Origin of the sequence: Flavobacterium tructae (assembly GCF_001853485.1) — a bacterium.
Classification (GTDB): domain Bacteria; phylum Bacteroidota; class Bacteroidia; order Flavobacteriales; family Flavobacteriaceae; genus Flavobacterium; species Flavobacterium tructae.
Window position 1 is genome coordinate 100,428 of sequence record NZ_MIKE01000001.1, and the last position, 16,434, is coordinate 116,861.

Consider the following 16,434-nt stretch of genomic DNA (forward strand, 5'->3'; position numbering starts at 1 on the left):
CGCAGATTATAGCTTGCTTAAATCAAAACCTTAGCAGCTTAGAATCTTAGCAACTTAGCACCTTAAAAAAATGACTTTCAAAGAACAAATACAACAAGGAATACCTACCATATTACCTCCAAAGGCAACATACGATTTAGCGATTAACCATGCGCCAAAGCGAAAAGAAATCCTATCAGCAGAAGAAAAAAAACTGGCTTTAAAAAATGCATTACGTTATTTTGATACCAGGCACCATGCCGAATTAATTCAGGAGTTTTCAGAAGAATTAGAAACTTACGGACGCATTTACATGTATCGTTTTCGTCCGGAGTACAGAATGTATGCCCGACCAATTGACGAATATCCGGGAAAATCATTGCAGGCAAAAGCCATCATGCACATGATTCAGAACAATTTGGATTATGCTGTAGCACAACATCCACATGAACTGATTACTTATGGTGGAAATGGAGCTGTTTTTCAAAACTGGGCACAATATTTACTAACGATGCAATACCTGTCTGAAATGACAGACGAGCAAACTTTGACCATGTACTCAGGCCATCCGATGGGATTATTCCCGTCGCATGCAGAAGCTCCAAGAGTTGTCGTAACGAACGGAATGGTGATCCCAAATTATTCGAAACCGGATGATTGGGAGAAAATGAATGCCTTAGGTGTTTCGCAATACGGACAAATGACTGCAGGAAGTTATATGTACATAGGACCACAAGGAATTGTACACGGAACAACGATTACGGTTTTGAACGGTTTTAGAAAAATCAAACAAAATCCGGAAGGAAATCTTTTTGTAACTTCAGGACTTGGCGGAATGTCGGGTGCACAGCCAAAAGCCGGAAATATTGCTGGCTGTATCACGGTTTGTGCAGAAGTAAATCCAAAAATCACCAAGATTCGTCATGAGCAGGGCTGGATAAATGAAATCGTAACTTCGACAGAAGAACTGGTAAAAAGAGTCCTTAGAGCAAAAGCCAATAAAGAAGTGGTATCTATCGCTTACTTAGGAAATGTAGTAGACGTTTGGGAATGCTTCGACAAAGAAAACATCAAAATTGATTTGGGTTCAGACCAGACTTCTCTTCACAATCCTTGGGCAGGAGGTTATTATCCAGTTGGAATTTCTTTTGAAGAAGCTAACGAAATGATGGCTAATAATCCTGAATTGTTCAAAGAAAAAGTGCAGGAATCATTACGTCGTCAGGCGAAAGCGATTAACCAACACACTGCAAAAGGGACTTACTTTTTTGATTACGGAAATGCCTTTTTATTAGAAGCTTCACGCGCAGGTGCCGATGTAATGGCCGAAAATAATATTGATTTTAAATACCCAAGTTATGTTCAGGACATCATGGGACCTATGTGTTTTGATTACGGTTTTGGTCCGTTTAGATGGGTGTGTACTTCGGGAAAACCGGAAGATTTACAGAAAACAGATGCTATTGCCAGTCAGGTTTTAGAAGAAATGGCTCAAACAGCTCCAAATGAAATCCAGCAGCAAATGCAGGACAATATCAAATGGATCAAAGGTGCACAGGAGAACAAACTGGTTGTAGGTTCGCAAGCGAGAATTTTATATGCCGATGCCGAAGGCCGAATTAAAATTGCTGAGGCTTTCAATCAGGCGATTGCCAAAGGTGAAATTGGAGCCGTTGTTTTAGGACGCGATCATCATGACGTTTCGGGAACAGATTCTCCGTACAGAGAAACCTCTAACATCTACGACGGATCACGCTTTACAGCCGATATGGCCATCCAAAACGTGATTGGAGACAGCTTTAGAGGAGCAACCTGGGTTTCTATACATAATGGCGGCGGAGTTGGCTGGGGAGAGGTTATAAATGGTGGCTTTGGTATGGTTCTTGATGGATCTAAAGAGGCTTCAAAACGTTTAGCCTCAATGCTTTTTTGGGATGTTAACAACGGTATTTCAAGAAGAAGCTGGGCCAGAAATGACGAGGCTATTTTTGCAATAAAAAGAGCAATGGAAGTTCAGCCTTTATTAAAAGTGACCTTACCTAATATAGTAGATGAAAATCTATTTTAGATAGTAATGTCAAGCTGAGCGGAGTTGAAAAAAAGAGACTTCGACTCCGCTCAGTCTGACAGAGCTATGCTCCGTCTGACGGGCTGCGCTCAGTCAGGCAGATCAAAGAGAACATTAAATTTTTAACATATGAAAACATTCAAATTAGTACCCGTTTTTTTGCTTTTAATACTAGCGTCATGCAGCACAGTCAGCGTTTACTCTGATTACGACAAAAACGTAAATTTTGCCTCTTACAAAACGTATGCTTTCTTCAAGCCCGGAATTGACAAGGTTGAAATATCTGATTTGGATAAAAGACGTATTTTACGTGCCATCGATGATCAAATGCAGGCCAAAGGTTTTACCAAAAGCGAAAACCCCGATTTATTAGTTAATATTTTCACTAAAGCAAGAGAACAAGTCAATGTAAATCAATTTAGCGCCGGCTGGGGTTACGGTTGGGGTTGGGGATGGAATCCTTACATGATGTACGGAGGAAATCAAACTACCGTTTCTACTTCTACCGAAGGAACTTTATTCATTGATTTGATTGATGCTAAGAAAAAAGAAATGATCTGGCAAGGAGAAGGTGTTGGAACGCTAACCAAAAACGTTGCTAAAAAAGACGAAAAGGTTGCCGAGTTTGTATCTAAAATTCTGGCACAATACCCTCCGGTTAAAAAGTAGTTTTCAGTCTCTGTTTTCAGTTTTTTTACAAAAACTAAAGAAAGTTATTGAAATCTTCTCAAAATAATTAATACATTTGCGATTCAATTATCTGAAATGAAAAACTTAAATAACATTATTATCGCTATTACTATTATTGCAATTCAGCAATAATGGCGAGGTAATGTATAAATAAGTAAACAAAATACAATTTATAAAACCTCCCAAAACGGGAGGTTTTTTTATTTAAAAAAATATAGTACAAAACATTTTGCCACAGATTTCACAGATTCTCACAGATTAAAAATCTTTTTAAATCCTTTAATCTGTGGCAAAAAACAATTTAATCTTTATGAATTTATTTAACGAAGTACTTGCTGCTCAAAAGCAACTTGAAAATGTGGTTGCCGCTACTCCACTCACCCAAAATTTAAATCTTTCTGACGAGTTTAAATCAACTATTTTATTAAAAAGAGAAGATTTACAAATTGTGCGATCGTATAAAATCAGAGGAGCTTACAACAAAATTTCTTCGTTAACCGAAACCGAAAAAGCAAGCGGAATTGTATGTGCCAGCGCGGGAAATCATGCGCAGGGCGTAGCTTACTCCTGTCATCTTCTGCAACTAAAAGGTAAAATCTACATGCCTAAAACCACTCCAAAACAAAAAGTCAAACAGGTACAATTGTTCGGAAAATCATTTGTTGAAATTGTACTTACCGGAGATACTTTCGATGATGCCTATGCTTCCGCTACAGCAGATGCAACTGAAAATCAAAAAACGTTCATCCATCCTTTTGACGATGACAAAGTAATTGCCGGTCAGGGAACTGTAGCATTAGAAATTCTGGACAGTTACAAAGAACCTATTGATTATGTTTTTGTTCCCATTGGCGGCGGTGGGCTGGCTTCAGGTTTATCTGAAGTTTTTAAGCAACTGAGCCCAAATACAAAGATTATTGGAGTAGAACCCAAAGGAGCCCCTTCAATGAAAAACTCTATTGAAGCAAATAAAAACACGGCTTTAAAAACAATTGACAAATTTGTGGATGGTGCTGCCGTTAAACAAGTGGGTGACAAAACTTTCGAGATCTGCCGAACTAATTTAGACGATATTATTCTGGTACCGGAAGGAAAAGTCTGTACTACGATTTTGCGCTTGTATAACGAAGAAGCCATGGTTGTAGAACCTGCAGGAGCTCTGACTATTGCCGCTTTAGATTTTTATAAGGATAAAATAAAAGGCAAAAAAGTGGTTTGTGTGGTGAGCGGAAGTAACAATGACATTGAAAGAACAGCCGAAATAAAAGAACGTTCTTTATTATACGAAGGTCTGATGCATTATTTTATGATTCAGTTTCCACAGCGTCCGGGTGCTTTAAAAGAATTTGTAAACAACATCTTAGGTCCCGATGATGATATTACTTATTTCCAATTTGCTAAGAAAAACAGCCGCGAGGTAGGCTCAGTAGTCGTTGGTTTAGAACTAAAGAACAAAAAAGACATTCTGGCGATTAAAATGAACATGACCAAAAACGGATTTGAATTTCAATATTTAAATGACCGTCAGGATCTATTTACACAATTGATCGGATAATGTAAAAAAGGGTGTGATTTAAAACTGTCTATTTTTACAATAAAACCTTTTCAATCGAATTTACAAACAATCTGAAATGATAAATATCAGCGATCACAAATTAGTTAATCGTATTTTTGTCTTTCATTTATAGTAAAAAATATGGAAACGCTTAAAGATATTTCAAACATAGAAGATATAAAATTAATGGTGGACAGCTTTTATGGTAAAGTGAGAAAAGACGATTTACTGGGATCAATTTTCAACGACAAGCTACAGGATCGCTGGCCGGAGCATTTAGAAAAAATGTACGGCTTTTGGCAAACTATTTTGTTTGATGTTCGTGCCTATTCAGGAAGCCCTTTTCCTCCACACAAACAACTACCGGTAGATAAAACCCATTTCGATCGCTGGGTACTGCTTTTTAATACTTCTATCGACGGGCTTTTCTCGGGAACTATTACCGAAGAAGCAAAAATGCGGGCAGCCAACATGGCTTATATGTTCAATTATAAAATTGACTATTTCAGAAATCCCGAAAATCATTAATTTTTTAATTGATAATTAGCGGATTTTACGGTTTGTCTTAACTAAAATATACCGTACTTTTAAATCCAAATAAAATCATCCTAACCAACCTGTTATTGCGTTTACACATGAAAAAAATAGTACTATCTTTTTTGTTCTCTCTTTTATTTTTAAATTTTACTAAAGCACAATCCTCAAAAAACACTTTATACAAAGGAACAATTGACGGAAAAATAAATGTCACTTTTTATATAAAAGCGGAAGAAAATCCCTGTACAGCCGACCTAATGTACACTTCAATCTATCGTTATGACAAATCAGGAGGTTGGATTCAGCTGAATATTACGCAAAACACAAAAAACGAAAATCAGTTCGCGCTTGTAGAACATGGATTCTCAGGTATGATGATTTTAACGAAAGAAGGCACCAATTTTAGTGGCTTATGGATAAGTCCTGACACTAAAAAACAATTAAAAGTGGTACTAAAAGAAGCCAGTATGTCTAAAAAAGACATCGAATCGTACGAAAAAAAACTGGAGAAAGTTAATTACGAAAACAATGACTGCTAAAAGACAAGCTTTCTTTTCTTATTGGGAAAAGTCACGAAAAATGCAATTAAAAAACATTTCGGATAAAAAAATTGATATAAATAGCAAAAATTAGCACTGTAAATCCGTAATTTTACATTCTAATCTACAACGTTTTCGAAATGAATGCAAGTATTGAAACAAACCCGTTACTAGAGCGATTGCCTAAACATTTAAAGCAATTTATTAAACCTCAGGATTATGGTGATTATACACCAATTAATCAAGCTGTTTGGCGTTATGTAATGCGTAAAAATGTAGATTATCTTTCAAGAGTTGCGCATCATTCTTATCTGGACGGTTTGAAAAAAACCGGAATCGAAATTGACTCTATTCCAAGTATGTACGGAATGAATCGAATTCTGACTGAAATTGGTTGGGCAGCTGTTGCGGTGGATGGATTTATTCCACCAAACGCTTTTATGGAATTTCAGGCGTATAACGTTTTGGTTATTGCTTCAGATATTCGTCAACTGGAACATATCGAATATACTCCGGCACCGGATATTATTCATGAAGGTGCGGGACATGCTCCTATTATCGCTAATCCTGAATATGCGGAGTACTTAAGACGTTTTGGAGAAATTGGCTGTAAAGCTATTTCATCTCATAAAGATTACCAGATGTATGAAGCGATTCGACTACTTTCTATTTTGAAAGAAGCGGAAGATACGCCTCAGGAAAAAATAGACGAAGCGGAGAAAGCAGTTGCCGATTTACAAAACAATATGGGCGAATTGTCTGAAATGGCACAAATTCGAAACCTGCATTGGTGGACAGTAGAATATGGCTTAATCGGAACCGTTGAAAATCCGAAAATATATGGCGCGGGCTTACTATCCTCTATTGGGGAGAGCGCTTGGTGCATGACAGATAATGTAAAGAAAATCCCTTATAACATTTCTGCAGCCAATCAAAACTTTGATATTACACAATTACAGCCTCAACTTTTTGTAACACCAAATTTTTCCTATTTGAGTTTGGTTTTAGAAGAATTTGCCAATAAAATGGCTTTAAGAACAGGAGGTCTTTCCGGTATACAAAAACTAATTCACTCTAATGCTTTAGGAACAATTGAGTTGAGTACCGGTTTACAGATTTCAGGTGTTTTTACCAATGTTCTGGAAGACGAAGGAAAACCTATCTACATTCAGACTACCGGGAAAACGGCTTTATCCTACCGTGAAAAAGAATTAGTTGGTCACGGAACGCTAACGCATCCTCATGGATTTGGAAGTCCGATTGGAAAACTAAAAGGCTTCAATTTAGCGATCGAAGATATGAGCCCAAAAGATTTACAGGCTTACTCTATCGTAGAAAATGAAACTGTGAAATTAGAATTTGAAGGTGATATTATTGTAGAAGGTGAAATCATTACCGGTTCAAGAAATTTACACGGCGAAATCATTTTAATCAGTTTCAGAAATTGTACTGTAACTCATGGCGAAACCATTTTGTTTCAGCCTGAATGGGGAAATTATGATATGGCAATTGGTAAAAAAGTCGTTTCGGCTTTTTCCGGTCCGGCTGATGTGAACAGTTTTGACCTGATCAATACCGTACCCAAAACAACTACTATAAAAGCACAACATACTGCCGAACGTGACGATCTGGAAATCCTTTATCAAACCGTTCGCCTGACCAGAGAAAATAAAAGTGCTACAACTGAGTTAAACACTGTATTTCATAAACTGAAAGAATCTCATCCTAATGATTGGTTATTGGCTGTGGAAATCGTCGAGCTTTTGGAGCGTTCAAATGAGAAACAACTTTTACAGGAAGTTCTGGTTCATTTGGATCAATTAAAAGAAAAACGCCCTGAAGTGGCACATTTGATTTCTGGAGGCTTAGATCTGATTTTTGATAAAGAAGCGGTTTAGTTTAGAAGTTATTCTAAGTTGCTAAGGTTCTGAGATACTAAGGTTCTAAGTTTTTAAAACAATTATATTAAATCCGACAGGTTTTAAAAACCTGTCGGATTTTGTGCTTTTATAATATTTAGAGCGAAGGGAGAAATCGAACCTTTGTTAAGCTTCTTACGAAGATTTCTCCTTCCGCCCGAAATGACAATATTGAAAAAACCTCAGAACCTTAGCGTCTTAGCCTCTTAGTACCTCAAAAAACTAAAGCTTCAAGTCCTCGCTAAACTCCTTTTCAGACTGGATTGTTTTTCCGTTGTATTGCAGTTTCCAACCCATTGAATTGGTTAGAATTAAAATCTTTGATAATTCGCTGATCAATCGGTTTTGAGCATTTGTTTTTAAGGTAGATTTCTCTATTTTTTTGGCCAGATTTGCTTTTACCGATTTGTTGATTTTGTTGTAATCGTCACCCGTAAATGGATTCAGTTTACTTTGTTCAACATCATAAAACTGTATATCAGGGTTGATGGTGATTTCTTCTTTTGGAATATTTAAAATGGTAATCGTTTTGTTTTTTTCATCGATATCATACTTCACTTTGTGCAAATCGTAGGCTACAGTAACATTTGCGTTTACCACTACAAGTGCTTTTTTCTCAAAAGAAACCATGTCCATTAAATACTTCTGCTGGTTTTTATAAGTAATAACTTCTGAAAAATGGCCTTCGGTAACTACCAGTTTACCAACATTTAAGATTTGCTGCTGAATAAGATTGGTATTATAATCAATAGTTGAATCGTCGTCTTTTTTGAATTCACAATATCTGAAAGCCAGCACTATGACAAGTACAGCTACACCTAAAACTATTATTCTCTTTACTAAATTTTGCATTCTATCCATTTATTAAACCAAATTACTTCTTTTTTTTACAAATGCCCCCTATTTGGGTAAGGTTTTTTTCTTCAGATTCATTGATGTGCTACTTCTTAAAGCTAATTTCTCAAAATCGAATCGTTTTTTATTTTGGGTTTTAATGCTCTTTTAGGAATTATGCTCTGTATACGATTTCAATCTTCATCCAAAAAATTCACCCTTACCATCTGTAGATCGATCCTTTTGTAATCTTTAACTTATATCTGAATTTTTGTTCCTGCCAAAATCTAAAACACGGGAACTTTTAGCCAATCAAGTGTTACTTAAAACAACCAGTTATATCATTGATAATCCGATTATTAAATCTGAATTATTTATCTCAATTGTCCTAAATACATTTGCATTAAGTTAAGATGAAGATAGAAGATGACGCCCATCAATTCAGCTTTGAAGGCACTACTTATTTCATTATTGAGTTAAACGAAATTTTAGTGCTTTCTTCTGAATTGTCATCCTTCTAAACTTAACTATACCACAATCCAAAAACACAATTTAACGGACTCATTATGAAATTTTCAAAATTACTAAATGTGCTATTCTATATACTGCCTTTAGCCGCAATTGCCCAAACAGAAATTTCTGCTGTTGCCACAGATGCTTCTTGTACCGGTGATGGTAGAGCAGACGGTACCATTAAGATCACAGTCAAAAATGTTTCTGAACCTATAGTCTATGCTGTTGCAAAATCTCCTTATGATCCGGCAAATATCATTGCCTCTACAGATTCTCTGATTACGCATTTAGAACCGGGAGATTATTTCTACGGCTATTACGAAAACAATACTTTTATAAAAGCTGCAACTACCATAAAAGTAGGCAGTACCTATTCTTCAATTTCTCCAACTATTGGACTTTTTACCGCAAAAAATTATACTTACTGTGCATCAGATCCTGATCCTCTGGGGGATATTGCTATTAATGTCGAAAAAGGAAACCCTCCCTATACCGTTAACTTGCTAAATGCTTCAGATGGTACCGTTGTAAGAAACGTACAAACAACAACCGGTATCGTCAAACTTAGTGGTATACCAAGTGGCCAATATAAAGTTTCGGCTACAGATAATTGCGGTACTTTAATTTCACCTGTAACCGTATTGAATCTTCCGCCAAATGAAGTTCTTAAGAATTTTAACCTTGATAAAGGAACCATTAATGCTGTTGATTTAATTTATAATACTCCAAATGATGTCTGTTCCGGTATTAGCAGTGCTACCCTTCCAAATGGATTATTAGCGGTAAGTACTGGCGGCGCTTATTTTAATACTCTTCCTGCTCTTTATGGAGTTCCGAATTTTATTTACAAATTAGAGATTCAGAACGGATCAGGTTGGGATGTTTATAACAATCTGACACTTACTGATGTAAAGAAGAAATATGCAATGCCTTCAGATCGCTCCAAATGGGGTATTGTCCGTTTGAGCGCAACCTATTGCAACATAACAAAAACTGTTGAACTGGATTATGGAGCATCAACTATAGGGACTGTCAAACCTTTTACTGATTTTGAATTCAGTATCGAAGATGATCCTTTGAATACCAATTGCAATGACACGGGACAAGTTCTGCTAAAAAACGTACCTAAAGATCAGGGGGGCTGTCTGCCTTATACCGTAGAAGTAACAGACAACAGTACAGGTATCAAAAATACTTATACCGTTACAGGCATAAATAGTTTGGAAATTTGTAAACTAAATATTGGCAAAAGCTACACTATAAAAGTCACGGATAATACAGGAATCGCAATAAAAACTTACACTTTTACGAACAATACTTCAAACACTTTTTCTCAAAAACCTGTTATTACTGATCCTAAAAATGTTTTTATTGATCCCAATTATTTTGCTCCCGATAAAGACATCAAAGGCAAAATACAATTTTTCACAGGGCCAAGTGCTACATTTTTTGGTAAATGTGCACTGGCAGTATATCCTCCTATGGCCACTCCCGGTTATGTAGGCTTGCAAGGTAAAGTTACCGTAAGTCTTGTAAACGGTCCGTCACCACTGGCAGTAACCTACAAAGAACCTATTTTCGGATTAGGAAATGAATTACTTCCAGGAACTTATACCATAAGAATAAAAGATTCGGCTTGTTTTGATGAAGAATTTCAAGTGGTTTTAGACAGTTATTTTACAAAAATTGAAATCACCAACGTTAGTTTTAATCCGGACGCCTCAAGATGTGATCGTTATAACAAAAATGTAACTATAAAAGTATCAGCTGTCGGTACAGGTGCAATAAACAGTACATTGGCCAGTTTTTATGGAAATAACCAAATTTTCCCCGGAATTGTCAGTGGACCTGCAGGCATGGGAACTTTTAATGCCATTTTAGGTTCTAATTCTTTAAAACAGGGAATCAGTAATTTTTCTTTTTTTCAGGATATAGCAGGAAAATATGAAATAGGGATAGCCCGAAAATTTATAGGTGGAAGACCTCTCTTGCAAAGCGAATTAATTGAAAACACTCAAACTGCTTTTGTAGATGTTCAACCTAATTTCCCTGCGTTTGATTTATCTAAATCCGGCGGAATTGTCTGTTTGGGAAATACAACAGGAGATCTTTATACCCAGGTAGATCAGGTCACCGAAACGGTCACTTACTTTATAAAAAAAGAAACAGATTCCGATTTTCCGTCAACAGGACAATCAAGCCCTGTATTTAAAGGACTGACACCGGGAAATTATATTGTAAAAGCAAAAACAGCCTGCTATGAAGTCTTACAGCCTCTAATTTTAAGAAGTTCATTTTCACAATTAATAAATGGTGGGGACAGGGCTGTTTGTATCGGAGGTGATATCAAATTGTCTATCATACAAATGGGACCGATAAACTCGATAAAATGGACACTGCCAGACGGTACCCAAATTGATGCCCCTGAATTAAACATCAATAATGTAACGGCTGCCCAAATTGGTACTTACAAAGTAGAGATTAATTCTTTCGGAGGATGTTATTTCACCGAATCTATCAACATTACACTTGGAGGTCTGCCAACTCCAACAGGAAATTCTACTCAACAATTTTGTGCTGCTGCTAAAGCCACTGTAGCAGATTTAATTACTGTAGAAACTAATGTTGTTTGGTACGATGCAGCTATAGCTGGAAATATAATTCCGTCTGCAACATTACTAATTGATGGTAAAACTTATTACGCAGCAGCAAAGACAAGTACATGTGAGAGTACAAACCGTTTAGCTGTAACCGTTAGCATCAGTGATCCAAAAACACCAACGGGTGCTGCTACGCAAGAGTTCTGTGCGGCAACAAACGCTACAGTAGCAGACTTAGCAGCTTCCGGAACCAATATTATCTGGTACGATGCATTTACAGGAGGAAATATAATTCCGTCCTCAACACTATTAATGGATGGCAAAACTTATTACGCAACAGCAAAGACAGGTACATGTGAGAGTACTAATCGTTTAGCTGTAACCGTTAGCATCAGTGATCCAAAAATACCAACGGGTGCTGCTACGCAACAGTTCTGTGCAGCAACAAACGCTACAGTAGCAGACTTAGCAGCTTCCGGAACCAGTATTATCTGGTACGATGCATTTACAGGAGGAAATATAATTCCGTCCTCAACACTATTAATGGATGGCAAAACTTATTACGCAACAGCAAAGACAGGTACATGTGAGAGTACTAATCGTTTAGCTGTAACCGTTAGCATCAGTGATCCAAAAACACCAACGGGTGCTGCTACGCAACAGTTCTGTGCAGCAACAAACGCTACAGTAGCAGACTTAGCAGCTTCCGGAACCGGTATTATCTGGTACGATGCCTTAACAGGAGGAAATATAATTCCGTCCTCAACACTATTAATGGATGGTAAAACTTATTACGCAACAGCAAAGACAGGTACATGTGAGAGTACAAATCGTTTAGCTGTAACCGTTAGTATCAGTGATCCAAAAACACCAACGGGTGCTGCTACGCAACAATTTTGTGCAGCAACAAAAGCAACAGTAGCAGACTTAACAGCCTCCGGAACCGGTGTTATCTGGTACGATGCCTTAACAGGAGGAAGTATAATTCCGTCCTCAACACTATTAATTGATGGTAAAAACTATTACGCAGCGGTAAAGACAGGTACATGTGAGAGTACAAATCGTTTAACCGTTACCGTTAGCATCGCTGATCCAGTAACACCAACGGGTGCTGCTACGCAACAATTCTGTGCAGCAACAAACGCTACAGTAGCAGACTTAGCAGCTTCCGGAACCGGTGTTATCTGGTACGATGCCTTAACAGGAGGAAGTATTATTCCATCCACAACACTATTAATGGATGGTAAAAACTATTACGCAGCGGCAAAGTCAGGTACATGTGAGAGTACAAACCGTTTAACCGTTACTGCAATTGTTAAAAATGATCTTCCTAATAAAGATCCTGATTGGCTTACGTCGGCCTGTATTTCAGAAAAAGTAACCTACACTACTGCGGCCGGAATGTCCTCTTACAATTGGCTCATTTCAAATGAAGGCACTATCGTAAATGGAGGTCAGCAATCAGATGATTTTGTAACAGTTTTGTGGAATAATGCCGGAAAAGGGGCTGTAGAAGTCAATTATATTGATGAAACTAAATGCAATCCTCTTGTAAATATTAATTTTTCTATAGAGATAAAGTCCTGTTTAAAGCCTAATGAAGATGCAGATATTGAGATAAGGAAAACTATAAATAATCCAATGGCAAACATCGGTCAACAGGTCGTGTTTACCATATCTGCTGAGAATCTGGGAGGAAATAATTTCAACAATGTTCAAATTAGAGATATACTTCCATCAGGATATATGTATACCTCATCCAAAACTTCTTCAGGAGATTATAATATAACAACCGGGATATGGAATTTGCCTGAACTGTTAGCCAAACAAACAGAAACATTGACGATAACAGCAAAAGTAAAAGCAACAGGCGATTATCTGAACATTGCTTTTCTGGAAAATTCAACTCCGGAAGATCACAATCCGAATAATAATAAAGCGCAGGCGGGCATTACAAATCCGGAGGTAATTGTTTTCAACATGGTTTCTCCAAATGGAGACGGCAAAAATGATTACTTCGAAATTAGAGGTCTGGAACGGTATCCAAATAATTCGGTAACCATATATAATTCCTGGGGAGTCATAGTGTTTGATACTACTAATTATGGTGCAAACGATCATTTTTTTCGTGGAATTTGTGAAGGAAGAGCAACGGTAAACCAAAATGTAGGATTACCCCCAGGAACCTACTTTTATGTGCTTTCCTATGGAAACGGTGCGCTGATGACAGAAAAAAGCGGATACTTACATCTTACTTCCAGATAAAACAAAGAAGATTTCAACGTCCTCTCCCAAAGAAATTTCATTAAAAATAAATATACAAATGAAAAAGAGTTTAATTTTTTTAAGGTTCTTATTGCTTTTCAATGTAATAAATATGGCGGCTCAGCAAAATGCTCAATACACACAATACATGTACAATACCATAAATATTAATCCTGCTTATGCCGGATCAAGAGGTATGCTAAGTACTTTTGTGCTGTATCGAGCGCAATGGGTAGGCCTTGAAGGAGCTCCAAAAACCAGCGCTTTTTCAATTAACACCCCTATAAACGACAGTAATTTAGGTATCGGTGTTTCTCTTGTAAATGACAAAATTGGCGCTTCTGATAAAAGCTCTTTATCGACTGACTTTTCTTATACGGTTCAGACTTCAGATAATTTTAAACTTTCATTCGGGCTTAAAGGAACTGTTAGTCTATTTAATCTGGACACTAGTAGGCTCAATCCCGCAGATTTGGACGATCCGAATTTACAAAATTTAAATAATGTCATATCTCCAAATATAGGAGCCGGGATCTATTGGCATTCTGACAAAGCTTACATCGGTTTATCGGCGCCGGATTTTATAGTGACCAATTATTATGACAATAATGAAGTAGCCATATTCAAAAACAAAATTAACTACTACTTAATAGGGGGATATGTATTCAATTTAAGTCCTTACAATAATATAAAATTCAAACCTGCAGTGCTCGCAAAAGTAGTACAAGGTGCTCCATTGCAGGTGGATGCCTCCGCCAATTTTATGTTCAACAATAAATTTATGGTTGGAATCGCCTACCGATGGGATGCCGCTTTCAGTACCATGGCCGGTTTTCAGCTTACAGATGGAATGTACATCGGTTACGGTTATGACCTTGAATCTTCAAAACTAAACAATTACAGTAATGGTTCGCATGAAGTATTCCTGCGTTTTGAGTTTATCAGAAAACAAAGCAGAATGACAACCCCTCGTTTCTTTTAAAATTATTTACTATGAAGAATTATATACCCTTTTATCTATTAATACTAAGTTTTTTTTCATTTCATACTTATTCTCAAAAGAATAAAATAGCTACGGCAGACAAACAATATGCCAACTACGCTTATATTAATGCGATTGAAACCTATGAAAGAGTAGCTTCAAAGGGCTACAAGTCTGCAGACATGTTCAAAAAACTGGGCAACTCTTTTTACTTTAATGCTGAATTCGATAAAGCTGCAAAATGGTATGATGAGTTATTTACCATGACTAACGATGTAGAGCCCGAATACTATTACCGATATGCACAATCGTTAAAATCAACAGGTCGTACAGAGAAAGCCAATCAAATGCTTGATTTATTCTTTCAGTATTCAAAGAATGATACAAGGGGGAAACTGTACAAAAAAAATGAAAACTATCTGGATTTGATTAAAGCCAATTCTGGACGCTATACGATTGAAGATTCAGGAATAAACAGTAAATTTTCGGATTACGGAACAACATTTTTCCAAAATAAAATTGTTTTCACCACCGCAAGAGATACAGGAGGACTGGGACAACAAAGACATAAATGGACAGGTGAAAGTTTCACCAACCTTTATGAAGCTGTCCTGGATGAAAACTTCAATCCAAGCGTACCTAAAAAAATAAAATCAAAAATCAATAGTAAGTTTCACGAATCCACTCCCACTTTTACAAAAGACGGAACAACTGTTTATTTTACTCGCAATAATTATATGGATGGAAAAAAAGGGAAAAATGAACAAAAAACCACCTTTATAAAAATATACAAAGCCACTCTTAATCAAAAGAAGGAGTGGGACAATATCACAGAATTACCTTTTAACAGTAATAACTACAGTACAGCACATCCTACTCTCAGTCCGGATGAAAAGACTTTATATTTTGCTTCAGATATGCCCGGAACAATAGGACAATCTGATATTTACAAGGTCAAAATCCTAAGTACCGGAGGATACAGCTCCCCTCAAAATTTAGGCCCCGGAATCAACACCGAAGGAAAAGAAACATTTCCCTTCGTAACCGATGAAAATGAAATTTATTTTGCTTCAGACGGACATCCGGGACTTGGCGGCCTAGATATTTTTGTTGGAAAAATAAACGATGCCGGAGTTAGTAATATTCAAAATTTAGGCGCAGATGTCAATTCTCCTAATGATGATTTTGCTTATATCATTGACATCAAATCCCGAAGAGGCTTTTTTTCATCGAACAGAAAAGGCGGACAAGGATCGGATGATATTTATAAATTTTTAGAGACAAAAAAAATAAATACTGACTACCAATTATATGGAGTTGTGACTGATCTGGACACGAATGAAATTTTACCAAATGCCAAAATCACCTTGTATGATCAGGACATGAAAGTAAAAGATTCAACTCTCACCGATGAGAAGGGAAATTATAGTTTCATTTTAGATCCTGAAACTCCTTATTATATCAGGGCCGAAAAAGAAAACTACACCACCTGGGAACAAAAAATACTGGTATCAAAAGACCGCCCAAAAGCCTATTTACCGATTCCACTTGAAAAATCCCGCTACCAGGTAACCGTTGGGGATAATTTAGGAAAAGTTTTTGGTATCAAAACGATTTACTTCGATTTGGACAAATTCAATATTGGTAAAGAAGCTGCTTTAGATCTTGAAAAAATACTGGATGTACTAAACCTTTATCCAAAAATGAAATTAGATATTCGTTCTCATACAGACAGCCGTCAGACTCAGAAATACAATCAGCTATTGTCTGATAGAAGAGCTAAATCTACTATCGACTGGCTTATTAAACATGGGGTTGATAAAAACAGATTAACGGGCAAAGGTTATGGTGAAACACAGCTTGTAAACCATTGCTCTGATAATGAAAATTGCACGGAAGAAGAGCATCAAATGAACAGAAGAAGCGAATTTATTATTTCCGGATTGTAAAAAT

10 protein-coding genes are annotated in these 16,434 nt (G+C 36.8%); 9 read left to right on the forward strand and 1 reads right to left on the reverse strand.

Annotated features, from left to right (window positions below):
• Positions 1-70: 70 nt before the first annotated feature.
• From BHE19_RS00415 to BHE19_RS00440, 6 genes are all read left to right on the forward strand, one after another.
• Positions 71-2,047: a urocanate hydratase gene (locus tag BHE19_RS00415; protein WP_070905521.1), complete on the forward strand. Its 1,977-nt coding sequence runs from the start codon at positions 71-73 to the stop codon at positions 2,045-2,047.
• A gap of 129 nt (positions 2,048-2,176) precedes the next feature.
• Positions 2,177-2,716, forward strand: a complete 540-nt coding sequence (locus tag BHE19_RS00420) for a DUF4136 domain-containing protein (RefSeq protein ID WP_017496687.1) — start codon at positions 2,177-2,179, stop codon at positions 2,714-2,716.
• Positions 2,717-3,047: 331 nt separating this feature from the next.
• Positions 3,048-4,292 carry a threonine ammonia-lyase IlvA gene (ilvA, locus tag BHE19_RS00425; protein WP_070905522.1) on the forward strand — a complete coding sequence of 415 codons (1,245 nt, stop codon included), beginning with the start codon at positions 3,048-3,050 and terminating at the stop codon, positions 4,290-4,292.
• Between the two features lie 141 nt (positions 4,293-4,433).
• On the forward strand, positions 4,434-4,820 hold the full coding sequence (locus tag BHE19_RS00430; RefSeq protein WP_070905523.1) for a group III truncated hemoglobin: 387 nt from the start codon (positions 4,434-4,436) through the stop codon (positions 4,818-4,820).
• Between the two features lie 107 nt (positions 4,821-4,927).
• Positions 4,928-5,368, forward strand: coding sequence for a hypothetical protein (locus BHE19_RS00435; RefSeq protein ID WP_070905524.1), 441 nt, complete (start codon positions 4,928-4,930; stop codon positions 5,366-5,368).
• Positions 5,369-5,508: 140 nt separating this feature from the next.
• Complete coding sequence (locus BHE19_RS00440; protein ID WP_070905525.1) at positions 5,509-7,266, forward strand: aromatic amino acid hydroxylase; 1,758 nt, start codon at positions 5,509-5,511, stop codon at positions 7,264-7,266.
• A 243-nt stretch (positions 7,267-7,509) separates the two neighbouring features.
• Here the strand turns inward: BHE19_RS00440 and BHE19_RS00445 are convergent, their stop codons facing one another.
• On the reverse strand, positions 7,510-8,139 hold the full coding sequence (locus BHE19_RS00445; RefSeq protein ID WP_070905539.1) for a DUF4230 domain-containing protein: 630 nt from the start codon (positions 8,137-8,139) through the stop codon (positions 7,510-7,512).
• 548 nt (positions 8,140-8,687) lie between these two features.
• Here BHE19_RS00445 and BHE19_RS00450 point away from each other — a divergent pair.
• From BHE19_RS00450 to BHE19_RS00460, 3 genes are read left to right on the forward strand one after another with little or no spacing between them, the layout of a single operon-like run.
• On the forward strand, positions 8,688-13,499 hold the full coding sequence (locus tag BHE19_RS00450; RefSeq protein WP_070905526.1) for an Ig-like domain-containing protein: 4,812 nt from the start codon (positions 8,688-8,690) through the stop codon (positions 13,497-13,499).
• A gap of 58 nt (positions 13,500-13,557) precedes the next feature.
• Entirely contained in the window at positions 13,558-14,481 is a 924-nt protein-coding gene (locus BHE19_RS00455; protein ID WP_070905527.1) for a PorP/SprF family type IX secretion system membrane protein, read from the forward strand.
• 11 nt (positions 14,482-14,492) lie between these two features.
• Positions 14,493-16,430 carry an OmpA family protein gene (locus BHE19_RS00460; RefSeq protein ID WP_070905528.1) on the forward strand — a complete coding sequence of 646 codons (1,938 nt, stop codon included), beginning with the start codon at positions 14,493-14,495 and terminating at the stop codon, positions 16,428-16,430.
• The last annotated feature ends 4 nt before the right edge of the window (positions 16,431-16,434 follow it).

Excerpts from the sequence above, each read along its gene's own strand:
- BHE19_RS00450 (WP_070905526.1), top strand. The coding sequence starts at position 8,688 with ATGAAATTTTCAAAATTACTAAATGTGCTATTCTATATACTGCCTTTA.
- BHE19_RS00455 (WP_070905527.1), top strand. The coding sequence starts at position 13,558 with ATGAAAAAGAGTTTAATTTTTTTAAGGTTCTTATTGCTTTTCAATGTA.
- BHE19_RS00445 (WP_070905539.1), bottom strand. The coding sequence starts at position 8,139 with ATGCAAAATTTAGTAAAGAGAATAATAGTTTTAGGTGTAGCTGTACTT.
- BHE19_RS00460 (WP_070905528.1), top strand. The coding sequence starts at position 14,493 with ATGAAGAATTATATACCCTTTTATCTATTAATACTAAGTTTTTTTTCA.
- BHE19_RS00435 (WP_070905524.1), top strand. The coding sequence starts at position 4,928 with ATGAAAAAAATAGTACTATCTTTTTTGTTCTCTCTTTTATTTTTAAAT.
- BHE19_RS00420 (WP_017496687.1), top strand. The coding sequence starts at position 2,177 with ATGAAAACATTCAAATTAGTACCCGTTTTTTTGCTTTTAATACTAGCG.
- BHE19_RS00415 (WP_070905521.1), top strand. The coding sequence starts at position 71 with ATGACTTTCAAAGAACAAATACAACAAGGAATACCTACCATATTACCT.
- BHE19_RS00430 (WP_070905523.1), top strand. The coding sequence starts at position 4,434 with ATGGAAACGCTTAAAGATATTTCAAACATAGAAGATATAAAATTAATG.
- BHE19_RS00440 (WP_070905525.1), top strand. The coding sequence starts at position 5,509 with ATGAATGCAAGTATTGAAACAAACCCGTTACTAGAGCGATTGCCTAAA.
- ilvA (WP_070905522.1), top strand. The coding sequence starts at position 3,048 with ATGAATTTATTTAACGAAGTACTTGCTGCTCAAAAGCAACTTGAAAAT.